We start from the raw sequence: 14,887 nt of genomic DNA, 5'->3' as shown, positions 1-14,887 counted from the left end.
GGCAGGATCACCGCAAAGGGTTCGTTGGCGATCAGCCGCCGCGCGCACCACACCGCATGGCCCAGCCCCAGCGGCTTGTTCTGGCGGATATAGGCGATCGCGCCGGACTCCATATCGGTCGACCGCAGCAGCTCCAGGAGCTCGGTCTTGCCCTTGCGCTTCAGCTCCTGCTCCAGCACCGGCGAGTGATCGAAATAATCCTCCAGCGCCGATTTGCCCCGCGACATCACGAAGATGAATTCCTTGATCCCCGCCGCCCGCGCCTCGTCGATCGCATATTGCACCAGCGGGCGGTCCACCAGCGTCATGATCTCCTTCGGCACCGATTTCGTCGCCGGCAGAAACCGTGTTCCCAGGCCCGCCACAGGAAAAATCGCCTTCGTTACTTTCTTACGCATAATTCCCTCAACTAATCCCGGCTGATGCCACTGAGTTTTGACCTCTTATCCTTGATTCCTAACCTTCATTCGGGAAAAATTTCAACTATCCCGTCCGAAACCGGCAGAATCTCGGCCCAAACCCGCCGTTCTATCCCCCCCGGCGAAACAAATTGCCGATGGTCTGGAAGACTAGATCGAAATCATAGCACATGTTCTGGTGCCGCTGGTAAATCAGGTCGAGCCGTGCCTTGGCCGGAACGCAGACCCTGGAATAGACCGCGTCGGTCTCCTCCGGCGTCGCACAGCGCGCCAACAGCGCCGCCTCGTGGCGGTGATAGGTGATCGAGGCCAGCCCGGTCACGCCGGGGCGCGATTTCAGCACCTCTTTGTAGATCTCGGGATAACGTTCGACATAATCCCGCAAGGGAGGCCGCGGGCCAACAAAGCTGAGATCGCCCTTGATGATGTTCCACAGCTGCGGGAATTCATCCAGCCGCTTCGACCTGAGCCAGGCGCCGGTGGGGGTGATCCGCGCCGCCTTGTCGCCGCCCGAGACGCCGGTGTCGGTCTCCACCACCTTCATCGTCCTGAGCTTCCACAGCAGGAAGGGCCGGTCCACCCCCTTCATCCGCTCGGCTACATAGAAGACCGGCCGGCCCTCCTTCCACAGCAGCCACAGCAACAGCCCCAGCAAGATGGGGCCCAGGATCACCACCAGCAGGGTGGCGAAGAAAAGATCGAAAATCCGCTTGCTCCAGGTCATCGCCCGCCTCTCACCCTGCCCGATCCTGCGCCAGGCCGCGCCATTCGGCAACCAGGCTTGCGGCCGTGGCCGGGACCAGCGGCAGCAGATCGCACAGCCCTGTCACATCCAGCGCCACCTGCGCAATGGCGCCGTCGGGCGCCGGCCGCGGCACCCAGGCCAGCCCGGCGGCATCGAGCAGCGCCCCCATCTCCACCACTCCCGGTGCCGCGATATTGAGCAGCCCCGGCAGATCCGGGATCAGACAGAGCCGCTCCAGCACCCGGGCCAAGGTCACCGGCCCGATATAGCTGCGCCGTGGCGTATGCCCATCGGCAAAGCGGTCGAGCGTGAAGCCGGGCCGCCAGCCGCCCAGAATGGCATCCGCCCCGGCGATATTGCCGATCCGGAGCGCGCACACCGCCACCCCCAGCGCCGCCCCGAGATCGGCGGCACGGGCCTCCATCTCGGCCTTGGCGCGGCCGTAGTCCGTCACCGGGTGCGGCGGCAGGGTTTCGGTCAAAAGCCCCGCCTGCGCCCCATGCACCATCCTGTGCCCCACCCCGTACACCGCCGCGGAAGAGGCCAGCAGCACCGGTGCGCCAAGTGCGGCCCCCAGCCGCACCGCCGCCAGGCCGAGACCGATGTTATCGGCCATATCGTCCCCCGACCGCCGCCGCGTCGGGGTGACCCCGGCCAGCCCCAGCACCGCCGCGACATCGCCGCACTGCCCCGCGATCCGGGCGGGATCGGCCAGCGGATCGCCGATCAGCCAGCCGTCCCCGGCCCCCGCCCGACCGGGCCTTGCCTGCCACAGCCCCCGGCCCTCGGGCCAGTGCGCGCGCAGGATCGCCCCGATCCGCCCTGTGGCCCCCAGGACCAGAATCCGCGCAAAGGCCATGTCGATTTCCTCCTGACGGTTGACCGTTCCCCGGGGGGCAGTATCTTGCGACCCGGAAATTGCAATGATTTTCATCCAATGGATTCTTGTCAGGAACGGGCCCCCCGCAGATGCGCAAAGCTTTCACCCTTCTCGTGATTCTGGGCCTCGCCGGCCTGACCGGCGCCTGCGCCAAGGGCCGTCTGCCCAGTGGCGCCCCGGTGCGCGAGGAGGTTCTGAAGCAGGCCTCGGACGAGACGCCTGAATTCGCCGTCTATGAAGTGTCCCGTTCGTTCCTGCCCACCGCGGCGCAATGGCCCGCCCCCAACGATCTGGCCGCCCTGCGCTGGATCGGCACCAGCCGCGGCCCCACCACCCAGATCATCCGCCCCGGCGACCGGCTGGATATCCGGATCTGGGACAGCAGCGACAATTCACTGCTGACCACCACCACCCAGAAGGAAACCCAGCTCGATCAGGTCAGGGTCTCCTCTTCGGGAACCATCTTCGTGCCCTATGTCGGCGAGATCAGCGTCTCGGGCCAGACCCCGGAACTGGCCCGGGCCGAACTGCAAAAGGCGCTCGAGGCGATCGTGCCCTCGGCCCAGGTGCAGTTGAACATGTCCGAGGGGCGCGCCAATTCGGTCGATCTGGTCGGCGGCGTCGGCAATCCCGGCAGCTATCCGATGCCGGACCGCAATTATACCGTGCTCAGCCTGCTGGCCGCCGGCGGCGGGGTCAAGGACAGCCTGCTCAATCCGCAGATCCGGCTGATGCGCGGCAATGCGATCTACGGCACCTCGGTCGAGACACTGCTGAGCTCACCGCAGCTCGATACCCGGCTGCAGGGGGGGGACCGCGTCTTCGTCGAACAGGACCGCCGCTATTTCCTGTCCTTTGGCGCCGCCGGTTCCGAGGATCTGCACCGTTTCACCAAGGATCAGGTCTCGGCGATGGACGCGGTGTCGATCATGGGCGGGGTCAACGATGGCAAGGCCGATCCGCAGGGGTTGCTGATCCTGCGTGAATATCCGGCCTCGGCGCTGCGGCCGGGCGTGCGCGGGCCGCGGCAGGAACGGGTGGTCTTCACCCTCAACCTGACCTCGGCCGACGGGCTGTTCTCGGCCCGCAAGTTCCAGATCCAGCCGGGCGATCTGGTGGTGGCCACCGAATCGCCGATCAACGATGCGCTGACCATCTCGAACATCTTCGGCAACTTCTTCGGCGTCTTCAGCCGCGCCGGCAACGTGCTGAACTGATCGGCGGCCGGGCGTCTGGCCCGGCCTCCCCGATCCGCTTTGCCGGGCTTGGGCTCAGTCCAGCAGCCCGGCCAGATAGGCGCCGTAATCGTTCTTGGCGAACATCGCCGCCCGCGCCGCCAATTCCTCGGCGCTGATCCAGCCTTGGTTAAAGGCGATCTCCTCGGGGCAGCCGGCCTGCAGCCCCTGGCGGTCCTCCAGGGTGCGCACGAAATTGCCGGCATCCAGGAGCGAGGCATGCGTCCCGGTATCGAGCCAGGCATAGCCGCGCCCCATGGTCTCGACCTGCAACAGACCCTCGGAGAGATACATGCCCAGAAGCGTGGTGATCTCCAGTTCGCCCCGCGCCGATGGGGTCACCTGCCGCGCCCGTTCAGGGGCGGAGCCATCGAGGAAATAAAGCCCGGTCACCGCATAGTTCGACGGCGGCACCGAGGGTTTCTCGATGATCTCGCGCACTGCGCCGCCCCGGTCGAAGGCCACCACGCCATAGCGTTCGGGATCGGCCACGTGATAGCCGAAGACGGTGCCGCCCTGCCCCTGCGCATCGGCCCGCGCCATCATCTGCGGCAGCCCGTGGCCGAAAAAGATATTGTCGCCCAGCACCATCGCCGAGGGGGAGCCTGCCAGAAACTCCTCTGCCAGGATATAGGCCTGCGCCAGCCCGTCGGGGCTGGGTTGTTCGACATAGCTCAGCGAGACCCCCCATTGGCTGCCGTCGCCCAAGGTGCGCCTGAACTGATCCTGATCCTGCGGCGTGGTGATCACGCAGATCTCGCGGATGCCGGCCAGCATCAGCACCGTGAGCGGATAATAGATCATCGGCTTGTCGTAGATCGGCAAGAGCTGTTTCGACAACCCCATGGTGATCGGGTACAGCCGGGTGCCGGATCCCCCGGCCAGGATGATGCCCTTGCGCTTGGTCATCTCAAATCTCTCCCAGATCGTGCAGAATATCACGCAGCCCCTGCCGCCAGTCCGGGCGGGAGAGGCCAAAAACAGGCTCTAACAAGGAACAATCGAGCCGAGAGTTCAGCGGCCGGGCCGCCGGGGTCGGGTAATCGGAGGTGGGGATATCGACCACCTCGCAGGCGATGCCGGCCTGGGCGAATGTTTCGCGCGCGAAACCTGCCCAACTGGTGTCCGGGCTGCCGGCGAAATGATAGATGCCGGAGTTCGCAGGCTCTGCGATCAGGGTTTCGGCGATCTTGATGCAGGCGGCAGCGATATCGCGCGCCGGGGTCGGGCCACCGATCTGATCGGCGACCACGGTGATCCGGTCGCGGCTCTTGCCCAGCCGCAGCATGGTCTTGACGAAGTTGCTGCCATACGCCGAGACCACCCAGGAGGTGCGCAGCACCGCATGGGGGCCGCCTGCCGCCAGCACCGCCCGCTCGCCGGCCAGCTTGGTCCGGCCATAGGCGTTGAGCGGCCCGGTCGGCTCCGCCGGGGCGCGAGGCGCCGTGCCCGCCCCGTCGAAGACATAATCGGTCGAGAGCTGAATGAACGGAATGTCCAGATCGGCGCAGGCCCGCGCCATGGCGCCGGGCGCCTCGGCATTGATCCGATGCGCCAGCGCCTCCTCGCTCTCGGCCTTGTCGACAGCGGTATAGGCAGCGGCATTGATCACCGCGCGCGGAGCATGGGCGCGGATCGCCGCGGCGCAGGCCGCAGGCTCCGCCAGATCGGCCTCGGTGCGGGAAAGGCAGCGCATCCCCGCATGATGCGCCAATTCGCGGGCCACCTGGCCCGTCTGCCCGAAAACGAGCATGTCCTTCATGCTCCCGTCCTCCAGAATGCCAGCCGCCGCAGCCGCAGCGCCGGCGCCTCGATCAGATGCCAGGACAGCACAGCCAGGATGAAGGTCACCGGCATGGCGATGGCCAGATGCCCCAAGGGTGTCATCCCGCCCATGCCGACCCCGATCTCGGCCACGGTCTGCTGGACCGGAAAGGCGTAGATATAAGTGCCATAGGAATAGTCCCCCAACCGGTTATAGGCCTGCAGCCTCGGGGTGCGGGCAAAGCCCAGCCAGAACAGCCCATAGGCCAGCGCCAGGATGAAGACCGGCAGGAACAACGGCGTCGGCCGCAGCAGCAGCACCAGCAGAACCAGCCCGGCGGCGATCACCGGACTGAGCGGGATACGGTCCTGCCAGAGGTAGAAACAGACCCCGACCAGGAAGGGCAGCCCCAGATAGAGCGCCGACAGCACGTAATAGCGTCCGGTCAGCATCGGCCCGACGTAATAGCTGGCCAGAAACAGCAGCGCGATCAGTGCGACCAGCGGCTTGCGGTCGAACAGCCCCAGCGCCCCGACCACCAGCACCGTGAGATAGAACAGCACCTCATAGGGCAGGGTCCAGAGCGAGCCGTTCATTGTCCCCGGTAGCGGGTTGTCCGGGAACATCCCCGGCAGGCCGCTGCCGGAAAAGGTCAGCCCGCGCAGCACATAGCCGGGCAGCGCCGCCCAGATGCCCGGCGCATGCGACAACACCAGCGCGGCGATCAGACCGGTCACCAGCAACATGCCGAAAAGCGCAGGATAGAGCCGCAGGATCCGCGCCCGCAGAAAGGCGGTCATATCGCGTTTGCCCAGGAAACTGCGGGCGATGTAGAAGCCCGAGATCGAGAAGAAGGCGAAGACGCAGACGCGGCCCAGGTTGTCGCCCTTCAGGAAGGTCTCGAAGGGTTCCGGCGTCTCCGCCCCCAACGCCAGCGGATAGGCATGCGACACCATCACCCCGGTGGCGGCCAGCATGCGGATCAGATCGAAGTTATTGTCCCGCCCGCCAGAGCGGTCGGCGATCCGCGGTGCATCGGCCAGCCAGCTCACGTTCCGACCCCCAGCCGTTCACCGACACCCTGGCGATCCTGCAGCGCCCGCCACCAGGGTTCGTTCGCCAGATACCAGTCGACGGTTTTTTCCAGCCCCTCTTCGACGGTGACCGAAGGCCGCCAGCCCAGTTCGGCGCGGATGCGCCCGGGATCGATGGCATAGCGCGCATCATGGCCCGGCCGGTCGGTGACGAAGGTGATCTGATCGGCATAGGATCCTGTGGCCTTCGGCCGCTTGCGGTCGAGAATGGCGCAAAGCGTCTGCACCAGCTCCAGATTGCTCCGCTCGTTCTCGCCGCCGATGTTATAGGACCGTCCCAGTTCGCCCTTCTCGACCACCAGCAGCAGCGCCGCGGCGTGATCCTCGACATAGAGCCAATCGCGGATGTTCGAGCCGTCGCCATAGATCGGCAGCGGTTGGCCCGCCAGCGCGTTGAGGATGATCACCGGGATCAGCTTTTCGGGGAAGTGATAGGGGCCGTAATTGTTGGAACAATTGGTCAGCACCGTGGGCAGCCCGTAAGTCTCGTGCCAGGCACGGACCAGATGATCCGAGCTCGCCTTCGAGGCCGAATAGGGCGAGCGCGGATCGTAAGGTGTCTCTTCGGTGAATTTCACCGACGGATCGGCGGGCAGCGATCCGAACACCTCGTCGGTAGAGATATGGTGGAAACGAAAGCGCTCCGGCTTGCCCTGCTCCAGCCAATATTTCCGCGCCGCCTCCAGCATGTTGTAGGTGCCGGTGATATTGGTCTCGATGAAGGTGCCCGGCCCGTCGATCGACCGGTCGACATGGGATTCGGCGGCCAGATGCATCACCGCATCGGGGGCCTGTTCGGCAAAGACCCGATCCAGCGCGGCGCGGTCGCGGATATCGGCGCGCACGAAGGTATAGGCCGCGCTGTCCGCCACGCTCGCCACATTGTCGAGACAGGCGGCATAGGTCAACGCATCGAGGTTGATCACCTCATGCCCGCGCGCCACCGCAAGCCGCACCACCGCGGATCCGATGAAACCGGCACCGCCGGTGACCAGCAGCCTCATGCCGCGCCCTCCCAGGTGAAGGGGCTTTCGAATTCGGCGAAGGGGAGGGCGGCGGCGTCCTTGTCGGACAGCACCGGATCGGCGCTCAGCCCCCAGTCGATGCCGCAGCTGTCCCAGCGCACCGCGCCGTCACAATCGGGGGCATAGTAATCGGTGCATTTATAGCAGATCTCGGTGTCCGGTTGCCGGGTGACGAAGCCGTGCAGGAAGCCCTTCGGCACCAGCAATTGCTTGCCATTCTGCGCGCTCAACTCCAGTCCGAACCACTGGCCATAGGTCGGGCTGCCGCGGCGGATATCGACCGCCACATCGAAAAGCGCACCGCGGCCGCAGCGCACCAGCTTGTCCTGGGCATGGGGCGGCGCCTGATAATGCAGGCCGCGGATGGTGCCCAGCTGCCCTGACAGCGAATGATTGTCCTGCACGAAATCCAGCGCGATCCCCTGCCCCTCCAGCGTCTTCCGGTTCCAGCTTTCGGAAAAGAACCCGCGCGCGTCGCCAAAGCGGCGCGGCGTCAGGATCAAAAGCCCCGGCAGCGGGGTGGTGTCGATCTGCATGACTATCCCTCAAGTCCAATGGCCGGCAGTGATACAGCCCGAAAGCGACCAGAATATGGTCAAACCGCGACGCTGCCATGATGTCCCATCATCTGCCAGAGCGCGACCGTCTGGTCACGCCCCGGCCGCGCGTTTTTTCACCCAGCCCAGAAAGGCCGCATCGGGGCTGCGCAGCTTCGGTGCGCCGGAGCGCGCCCAGACGCCGCGCCACTCGGCCTCCAGCGCATAGACGTCCCAGCCCGGCAGGATGTCGCGCGCCTGCTCCAGCGCCCGTTCGCTCAGCCGTGGCGGCGTCGCCGGCGCCTCGACCAGGCGATCGCGCGGGGCGAAGCGGATCAGATCGCCGTCCAGCTCCTCCATGGTATAATCGGGCAGATGGCCGGCGGCGATCATGTCGCGCAGCATCTTGCGAAACACCCGCCGCGGACTGGCGGAGCCGGATTTCTTCAACAGCGTCTCGACCGAGATCACCCAGTCCGGCTGACGGCCGCAATGCTTGCGCGCCAGTTCATAGACGCGCCGCTCCAGCGGTTTGCGCAGCCGGAAATAATCGCGGGAAAGCGTCAGCACCGATTTCGACAGCACCGCCCGATAGAGCCAGTCGGACAGCGTCACCGCGACCGAGACCATGCGGCCGCCGCGGCTCTTGCGGACGATCTCCCAGCTTTCGATCATGCCGAAGCCGGTGGTCACCTCATGCTCACCGGTGACGATATTGGTGGTGATCCTTGTGCCCGCCAGCCGCTCGAAGGCCTCGCGCAGCCGGCGATAGGCGTCACCGCTGGTCTCGCGGTTGGTGGCGATCAGCAGGTCATGCGCCTTGAGATAGACCGTGCGGCTGATCTGCCGCCCGGCGTTCAGCGCTGCCATCAGCTGGCTGATGCAGAAGATCAGGATGTCCTTGTCGTGGATCGTCGCCAGCCCCTTGACGCTGGGGGTCACGGTGATCTCCACCCCGTTGTGGGCGTAATTCAGGATCCGCTGATCCGGCCGCGTCGCCAGCGAGAACAGCGGATGTTCCATGCTGGCGATATCGTCCTTGGGAATGGCGTCGAAGATATCGCAGAGGAAAAAATCCCCCTGCCGGTGGCGGTCAGGCAGCAGGCTGCCCGCCCCGTTCACTGTCACACTGCTCATGGTCGGTATCCGACTCGTTATCGTGGTTTCAATGACGCCCAGCCTAGAGTTATCCACAATCTGCCGCAACGGGGGTTCGGAATCGCTTTATCGGGGGTTCAGAGTCGGGCAAACGTGGGTTCAGATTCACCCAAGGTTTCAGGATGGCCAAAATTCCCTTATCATACATATGGTTATGTCAAACGCTCTTGACCCGTAACTTATATATAACACAGATATAACAGGAAAAATTTTTCAGCCGGGACAAAACCTCTGACTGAACGCTTGGTCCTCCCCCCTGAATTTGCTGAGAAAATCGCGACGTGTTCGCCTTTTTCTTTCATGTGCTGCCTTTTGTGATATCATGACGAAAACACAGCACATCGAGCAAGACCATGGTCAAGGACAGCATCCCCCTGCCCCCCTATTTCAACATTGATCCAGATGCGGCGATGGAGGAGCTGGACCAACCCACCAGCACCCAGGGCTTCGCCTCGATCGCCGAGGCCTGTGCCCGGGGGCGCAGCGACCTGGCCAGCCGCGGGCTGAACGAAGAGGGGCGCAAGACGCTGCGGTTGTTCTCCACCTGGGAGATCACCCGCTATCTGATCCCGGTGGCGCAGGCGCATTTTCGCCGGGTGCTGAAGCAGAACCCCGAGCTGCCCCAAGGCACCAGCGAGACCGAGGGCGGCGCCAAGTGGTTCACCCTGGACGAAGTGCTGCGCCTGCGCGCCTTCTTCGCGGCGCAGGGATCGAAGGCCAAGAACTACCTGCCCTACCGCCCCCCAGGCCTGCCGGCGAAACTGGTGGCGGTGGCCAACTTCAAGGGTGGCGTCGGCAAGACCTCGACCGCGGCGCATCTGGCGATGTCCGCGGCGCTCGATGGCTATCGGGTGCTGGTGATCGACCTGGACAGCCAGGGCTCGATGACCTCGATCTTCGGTGGCAAGGTCGAGGATGAATGGCAGACCGCCTTCCCGCTCCTGGCGCGGCATTACGGCGAATATCTGCGTGCCGACAACCAGCGCCGGCTGGATCGGGGTGAGGCGCCGCAGCCGCTGGACGATACGCTTTCGGCAGCGCTGGAAATGACCGCGGCGGATGTGATCCAATCGACCCATTGGCCCAATATCGACCTGATCGGGGCGCAGCTGAACCTCTATTGGGCCGAGTTCCAGATCCCGGTCTGGCGGATGCAGGCGCGCGGCTGGAAGCTGTGGGACGCGCTGACCGACCGGCTGGAAGCCGATGGGGTGATGGATCGATATGATCTGATCTTCATAGATACCCCCCCGGCGCTGGGATATCTGACGATCAACGGGCTGGCCGCCGCTGATATCCTGCTGGTGCCCTTCGGCGCCTCCTTCCTGGAATTCGATTCAACGGGCCGCTTCTTCGACATGCTGCATTCCACTTTCGCCAGCATCGAGGAGGGCGAGAATATCGCCGCCCGCGCGCTGGGGCGGCCTGGCCTCGCCTTCGAATGGGATGCGGTGCGCGCGGTGATCACCCGCTTCGACGGCGCCCAGCAAGGCGAGCTCTCGGCGTTGATCCAGGCTTATCTCGGCCGCACCCTGTCGCCTCACCGGCAGGATTTCACCGCGCTGATCGGCCAGGCGGGGGAGCAGGTCTCCGGCATCTACGAGGCCGATTATCGCGACTTCAACCGCGAGACCTATGCCCGTGGGCGCGAGACTTTCGATGAGACCTATGCCGCCTTCAAGCGCCTGCTGCTGGGCGTCTGGCGGCGGGAGGAGCTGGAGGCCGCGCGCACCGCTGAGCCCGGCTTAACCCCGGCATGAGACAGAGCCTGAAGCAACAGGGCTGGCAAGGAGAGCAGAGATGGCCAAACGCAGACGACTGACCCCGGCACAGCCCGGCTATCTTGAGGGCGAACCTGCCAATGCGCGGCCCACGGCGCTGTCGCCCTCGCTCTCCACCCCGGCGTCGATCGCGCCGCCCATCGCCCAGGTCAGCGGCGATGCCGCCGCCCGCGCCGCTCTGGAAGAACTGGCCGCCGAAATGGAGACGGCCCGCGCCCAGGGGTTGATGCTGGAGCGGCTGCCGCTCTGGGCGATCGAGGCCACCCATCTGGTGCGCGACCGTCTGGTGCAGGACGAGGACGAGATGGAGGCGCTGATGGCGAGCCTCGAGGCCCGCGGTCAGCAGACCCCGATCGAGGTGATGCGCCTGCCGGCGCCGCAGGGCGGCAAGACCTATGGGCTGATCTCCGGCTGGCGTCGGCTGACGGCACTGAACAGGCTCTATGACAGGACGAAAGACTCTCGCTTCGGTTTTGCCCGCGCCCTGGTGGTCGATCCGGACAGCGCCTCGGATGCCTATGTGGCGATGGTCGAAGAAAACGAAATCCGGGTGAACCTGAGCTTTTACGAACGCGCCCGGATCGCCTCCCGCGCGGTGGAGGAAGGGGTCTATCCCGATGCCCGCGCCGCGCTGCGCGCGCTCTACGGCTCGGTGAGCCGGTCGAAACGCTCGAAGATCGGCAGTTTCATGGCCCTGGTCGAGGTGCTGGATCCGGTGCTGCGCCATCCGACCGCGATTTCGGAAAAGCTCGGGCTGGCATTGGTCAAGGCGCTGGAGGCCGATCCTGGGCTGGAGGTGCGGCTGGCCGCCGATCTGAGTGCCGCCGCCTGCGAGACCCCGGCTGAGGAGATCGCCATTCTGTCGGCGGCCCTGACGCGGCCAGAGCCTGAGCTGGCCTCTCCTGCCTCTGTCGTTTCCGATGCGGTGTCTGTGCCGGCGGCCCCTGCCCGCCCGCGTCTGCGCAGCACGGATGACCTGCCGGCGGCGGGCGAACGGGTCACCCAGCCGGTCGGCGCCGGGGTGCGGCTGAGCTTCACTGCCGACCGCAACCGGATCGAGCTGACCGGACCGGGGGTCAATGCGGCGCTGATGGAGGCGCTGCAGGACTGGCTGCGCCAGCGCTGAGATGTTTCGCACACGAAACGTTAGAGCCTGATATCAGAGTCTTTTGCGGCAAAACGAACGCCGCCTCCGACGGGATCGGGGGCGGCGTTTTGGGTTTTCCGCGCCGGGCTTCATGTTTCGCGCGCGAAACATGAAGCCACGAAACACGGCGGGTTCAGATCTTGTAATAGTCCCTGTACCAGTCGACGAAGCGCTGGATGCCATCGGGGACAGGGACCTTCGGCGCATAGCCGGTGAGCTCGGTCAGCAGCCGGGTATCGGCCCAGGTGGCGGGCACGTCGCCGGGCTGCATCGGGTGCATCACCTTCTCGGCCTCATGGCCACAGGCGGCCTCGATGGCAGCGATATAGTCGAGCAGCTTGGTCGGCCGGCTGCCGCCGATATTGACGATACGGAAGGGGGCGACCGGGCTGAGGCTGTCGACCTCGGACACCGGGGCATCGCCCGGCACCGCCCGGGTCAGCCCGAGGATGCCATCGACCAGATCGTCGATATAGGTGAAGTCGCGCTGCATCTGGCCGCGGTTGTAGACGTCGATCGGCCGGCCTTCGAGAATGGCGCGGGTGAATTTGAAATGTGCCATGTCGGGCCGGCCCCAGGGCCCGTAGACGGTGAAGAAGCGGAACATCGTCGTCGGCAGCCGATAGAGATGGGCATAGGAATGCGCCATCGCCTCGGTCGCCTTCTTGGTGGCGGCATAGAAGGACATCTGGGTATCGGCCTTGTCGCGCTCGCCATAGGGCATATCCGTGTTGGCGCCATAGACCGAGGAGGTCGAGGCCAGCAGCAGATGCGCCGGCGGACAGGCGCGGGCGGCTTCCAGCAGCTCGAAGGTGCCGATCAGGTTGGCCTCAACATAATCGCGCGGTGCCTCGATCGAATGGCGCACCCCGGCCTGGGCAGCCAGATGGATCACCAGATCGAAGCGATTGTCCTGAAACAGAGCCTTTAACCGGCCCGGATCCTCCAGCCGTCCGATCACCGGGGTGAAATTGGGGTCGGGGGCCAGGAGCGCATGGCGGCGCTTCTTCAGCTCGACATCGTAATAATCGGACAGGCAATCGAGCCCGGTGACCCGCCAGCCTTCGGAAAGCAGCCGGGCGCTGAGGTGATAGCCGATGAAGCCGGCCGAGCCGGTGATGAGGGCGTTGCGCATGGCGCCTTGGTGGCGCAGCGGCGGCGCGCTGTCAAATGGCTTTGGGCGCAGGGTGTCGCAGGATTTGACATGGCCGCGCTTTTGTGAGTTTTCGGGGAAGAGAACAGGACCCGCAAGGGTCCGGACGGGCAGGCAAGGACGACGGCACAGTGACGGCAAGCAACACCCCGGCAGCGATGCAGGCCCCTTCGCGTCTGGTGGCCGTGGTGGTCACCTATAACCGGCTGGACAAGCTGAAGGACACGCTGACCAGCCTGCTGGCCAGCCCGGCGGAAGAGCTGCAGGCGCTGGTCGTGGTCAACAATGTCTCGACCGATGGCACCGGTGCCTGGCTGTCAGAGCAGAGCGATCCGCGGCTGGTGGTGCTGGAAAGCGCCGAGAACCTTGGCGGGGCCGGTGGCTTCGAATGGGGCATGCGCGAGGCGGTGACGCGGTTCGATCCCGACTGGCTGGTGGTGATGGATGACGATGCCCGCCCGGCCCCGGGCGCGCTGGCGGCCTTCTCGGCACTGGACAAGCGGGAGATCGACGGGGTGGCCGCGGCGGTCTATTTCCCCGACGGGCGTATCTGCGAGATGAACCGCCCATCGCGTAATCCGTTCTGGCATGGGCGGGAATTCCTGCGCACCCTGGTCGGCGGTCGCGGCGGGTTCCATATCGCGCCGGCGGATTACCAGGGCGGGGGGCGGCTGGTCGATGTCTCGTCCTTCGTCGGGCTCTTCGTGTCGCGGGCGGCGGTGGCGCGGGTCGGCTATCCTGACGGGCGGCTGTTCGTCTATGGCGAGGACGGGCTTTATACGCTGGGGCTCAGCAAGGCGGGCGGACGGATCCGCTTCGCCCCCGAGATCCGCTTCGAACACGATTGTTCGACCTTCGAGGCGCGCCCGGGTCAGTTCCGCCCCTTGTGGAAGGTCTATTATTACCACCGCAACCTGCTGTTTCTCTATCGCATGGCGGCAGGCTGGATGTTCTGGCCGGCGATGCTGCTGATCCTGCCGAAATGGCTGATGAAGCTGCGCAACCATCCGGGCGAGCGGGGCGCCTTCCTGCGGCTGCTGGTCTGGGCGATCAGCGACGGGCTGAGGGGGCGGGTCTGTCGCCCCCACGCCGAGGTGCTGGCGGCGGCCGGCTAGCGGTTCAGAATGTCGCGGTGATAGCGGCCCATCAGGATCAGCCCCAGGGTCAGCAGCGCGAGGGACACCCCGAGAACATAGAGATGGCTGACATAGGTGGCCGGATAGGTCGGGTAGAAGCCGGAGCGCATCAGCCCGATGATATGTAGCAGCGGATTGTACCAGAGGATATCCTGCGCCAGCGGCGGCATGCCTTCGTAGAGAAAGAAGATGCCGGAGGCGATGAATAGCGGCCGGGTGAGGATCGACCAGGTGATTTCCCAGATCGGGAAGAGACCGACCAGAACACAATTCAGTGTGCCGACTGCCAACCCCAGCAGGATCGCCATGGACATGGCCTCGATCACCGGGGTCAGGTCGAGAACGGATTGATGCGCCAGCACCGCGAGAATCCCCGAGAGCAGCAGGCAGGCCACCGTTACGCCGGTGAGCGCATTCAGCAGGAACCGGGCCAGCACCGCGTCGAGCCAGCTGACGGCGGGATATTGCAGCAGCGGTTTCGAAAAAGCGATGGATTTGGAAATCTTGTTCGACAGGCTCTGATACAGGCTGAAAGGCATATAGCCGGTGGCATAGAACAGGATGAAGCTGGTCCCGAGCTGCGGCGTCCGGATCACCAGCGAAAACCCGAGGCTGAGCACCAGAATGGCGCCCAGGGGTTCGAGAATGGCCCAGGCATAGCCGCCGGGGGTGCGGCCATAGGTGGTCGACATTTCCCGCAGCATCAGGGCCAGGGTGGTCCGCAGCGTCGCGAAACGATGGGGGCCATATTGCGCGGACGGTGGGGTCTGGGGGGCCGGGGCCGGTTGGATGGCCATGAAGAACGTTCCGATG

The 14,887-nt window shown here is 65.3% G+C and carries 15 protein-coding genes; 4 read left to right on the top strand and 11 right to left on the bottom strand.

The annotated features are described in order from the left end of the window. The 3 genes from G455_RS0119630 to G455_RS0119620 all read right to left on the bottom strand — a co-directional run. A partial coding sequence (locus G455_RS0119630) for a UTP--glucose-1-phosphate uridylyltransferase (protein WP_028095252.1) occupies positions 1-398 on the bottom strand: 398 nt, incomplete at its 3' end. Positions 399-528: 130 nt separating this feature from the next. After that, positions 529-1,143 carry a sugar transferase gene (locus G455_RS0119625; RefSeq protein WP_028095251.1) on the bottom strand — a complete coding sequence of 205 codons (615 nt, stop codon included), beginning with the start codon at positions 1,141-1,143 and terminating at the stop codon, positions 529-531. Positions 1,144-1,153: 10 nt separating this feature from the next. Further along, positions 1,154-2,098: an NAD-dependent epimerase/dehydratase family protein gene (locus tag G455_RS0119620; RefSeq protein ID WP_229861803.1), complete on the bottom strand. Its 945-nt coding sequence runs from the start codon at positions 2,096-2,098 to the stop codon at positions 1,154-1,156. Positions 2,099-2,133: 35 nt separating this feature from the next. On the opposite strand from G455_RS0119620, the gene G455_RS0119615 reads away from it, so the two are divergent. After that, positions 2,134-3,261: a polysaccharide biosynthesis/export family protein gene (locus G455_RS0119615; protein WP_028095249.1), complete on the top strand. Its 1,128-nt coding sequence runs from the start codon at positions 2,134-2,136 to the stop codon at positions 3,259-3,261. Positions 3,262-3,315: 54 nt separating this feature from the next. Here the strand turns inward: G455_RS0119615 and rfbA are convergent, their stop codons facing one another. From rfbA to G455_RS0119585, 6 genes are all read right to left on the bottom strand, one after another. Further along, on the bottom strand, positions 3,316-4,188 hold the full coding sequence (rfbA, locus tag G455_RS0119610; RefSeq protein ID WP_028095248.1) for a glucose-1-phosphate thymidylyltransferase RfbA: 873 nt from the start codon (positions 4,186-4,188) through the stop codon (positions 3,316-3,318). 1 nt (position 4,189) lies between these two features. Further along, positions 4,190-5,041, bottom strand: coding sequence for a dTDP-4-dehydrorhamnose reductase (rfbD, locus tag G455_RS0119605; RefSeq protein WP_229861804.1), 852 nt, complete (start codon positions 5,039-5,041; stop codon positions 4,190-4,192). After that, complete coding sequence (locus tag G455_RS0119600) at positions 5,038-6,096, bottom strand: acyltransferase family protein (RefSeq protein WP_051312641.1); 1,059 nt, start codon at positions 6,094-6,096, stop codon at positions 5,038-5,040. The genes rfbD and G455_RS0119600 overlap by 4 nt, the downstream gene beginning before the upstream one ends. Next, entirely contained in the window at positions 6,093-7,142 is a 1,050-nt protein-coding gene (gene rfbB / locus G455_RS0119595) for a dTDP-glucose 4,6-dehydratase (protein ID WP_028095245.1), read from the bottom strand. Before rfbB ends, G455_RS0119600 begins: the two co-directional genes overlap by 4 nt. Further along, positions 7,139-7,699 carry a dTDP-4-dehydrorhamnose 3,5-epimerase gene (gene rfbC, locus G455_RS0119590; RefSeq protein WP_028095244.1) on the bottom strand — a complete coding sequence of 187 codons (561 nt, stop codon included), beginning with the start codon at positions 7,697-7,699 and terminating at the stop codon, positions 7,139-7,141. Before rfbC ends, rfbB begins: the two co-directional genes overlap by 4 nt. A 114-nt stretch (positions 7,700-7,813) precedes the next feature. Beyond that, positions 7,814-8,836: a replication initiator protein A gene (locus tag G455_RS0119585; protein ID WP_028095243.1), complete on the bottom strand. Its 1,023-nt coding sequence runs from the start codon at positions 8,834-8,836 to the stop codon at positions 7,814-7,816. 374 nt (positions 8,837-9,210) lie between these two features. Between G455_RS0119585 and G455_RS0119580 the strand changes: the two genes are divergently transcribed. Both G455_RS0119580 and G455_RS0119575 read left to right on the top strand, forming a co-directional pair. Next, positions 9,211-10,617, top strand: a complete 1,407-nt coding sequence (locus G455_RS0119580; protein WP_028095242.1) for an AAA family ATPase — start codon at positions 9,211-9,213, stop codon at positions 10,615-10,617. 40 nt (positions 10,618-10,657) lie between these two features. Further along, the gene (locus G455_RS0119575; protein WP_028095241.1) at positions 10,658-11,764 is read left to right on the top strand and encodes a ParB/RepB/Spo0J family partition protein; all 1,107 of its coding nucleotides are present in this window, start codon (positions 10,658-10,660) and stop codon (positions 11,762-11,764) included. Positions 11,765-11,918: 154 nt separating this feature from the next. On the opposite strand, the gene G455_RS0119570 is transcribed toward G455_RS0119575, so the two are convergent. Beyond that, a complete protein-coding gene (locus G455_RS0119570; protein WP_028095240.1) occupies positions 11,919-12,920 on the bottom strand; it encodes an NAD-dependent epimerase/dehydratase family protein in 1,002 nt (333 codons plus the stop codon). Between the two features lie 149 nt (positions 12,921-13,069). Here G455_RS0119570 and G455_RS0119565 point away from each other — a divergent pair, with 149 nt between their 5' ends. Continuing rightward, the gene (locus G455_RS0119565; RefSeq protein ID WP_229861805.1) at positions 13,070-14,053 is read left to right on the top strand and encodes a glycosyltransferase; all 984 of its coding nucleotides are present in this window, start codon (positions 13,070-13,072) and stop codon (positions 14,051-14,053) included. Here G455_RS0119565 and G455_RS0119560 read toward each other — a convergent pair. Continuing rightward, on the bottom strand, positions 14,050-14,871 hold the full coding sequence (locus G455_RS0119560; protein ID WP_051312640.1) for an ABC transporter permease: 822 nt from the start codon (positions 14,869-14,871) through the stop codon (positions 14,050-14,052). The genes G455_RS0119565 and G455_RS0119560 overlap by 4 nt on opposite strands. Positions 14,872-14,887: the final 16 nt, after the last annotated feature.

This window comes from Pseudodonghicola xiamenensis DSM 18339, assembly GCF_000429365.1.
Lineage (GTDB): Bacteria > Pseudomonadota > Alphaproteobacteria > Rhodobacterales > Rhodobacteraceae > Pseudodonghicola > Pseudodonghicola xiamenensis.
This window is presented reverse-complemented; position numbering and strand designations above follow the sequence as displayed.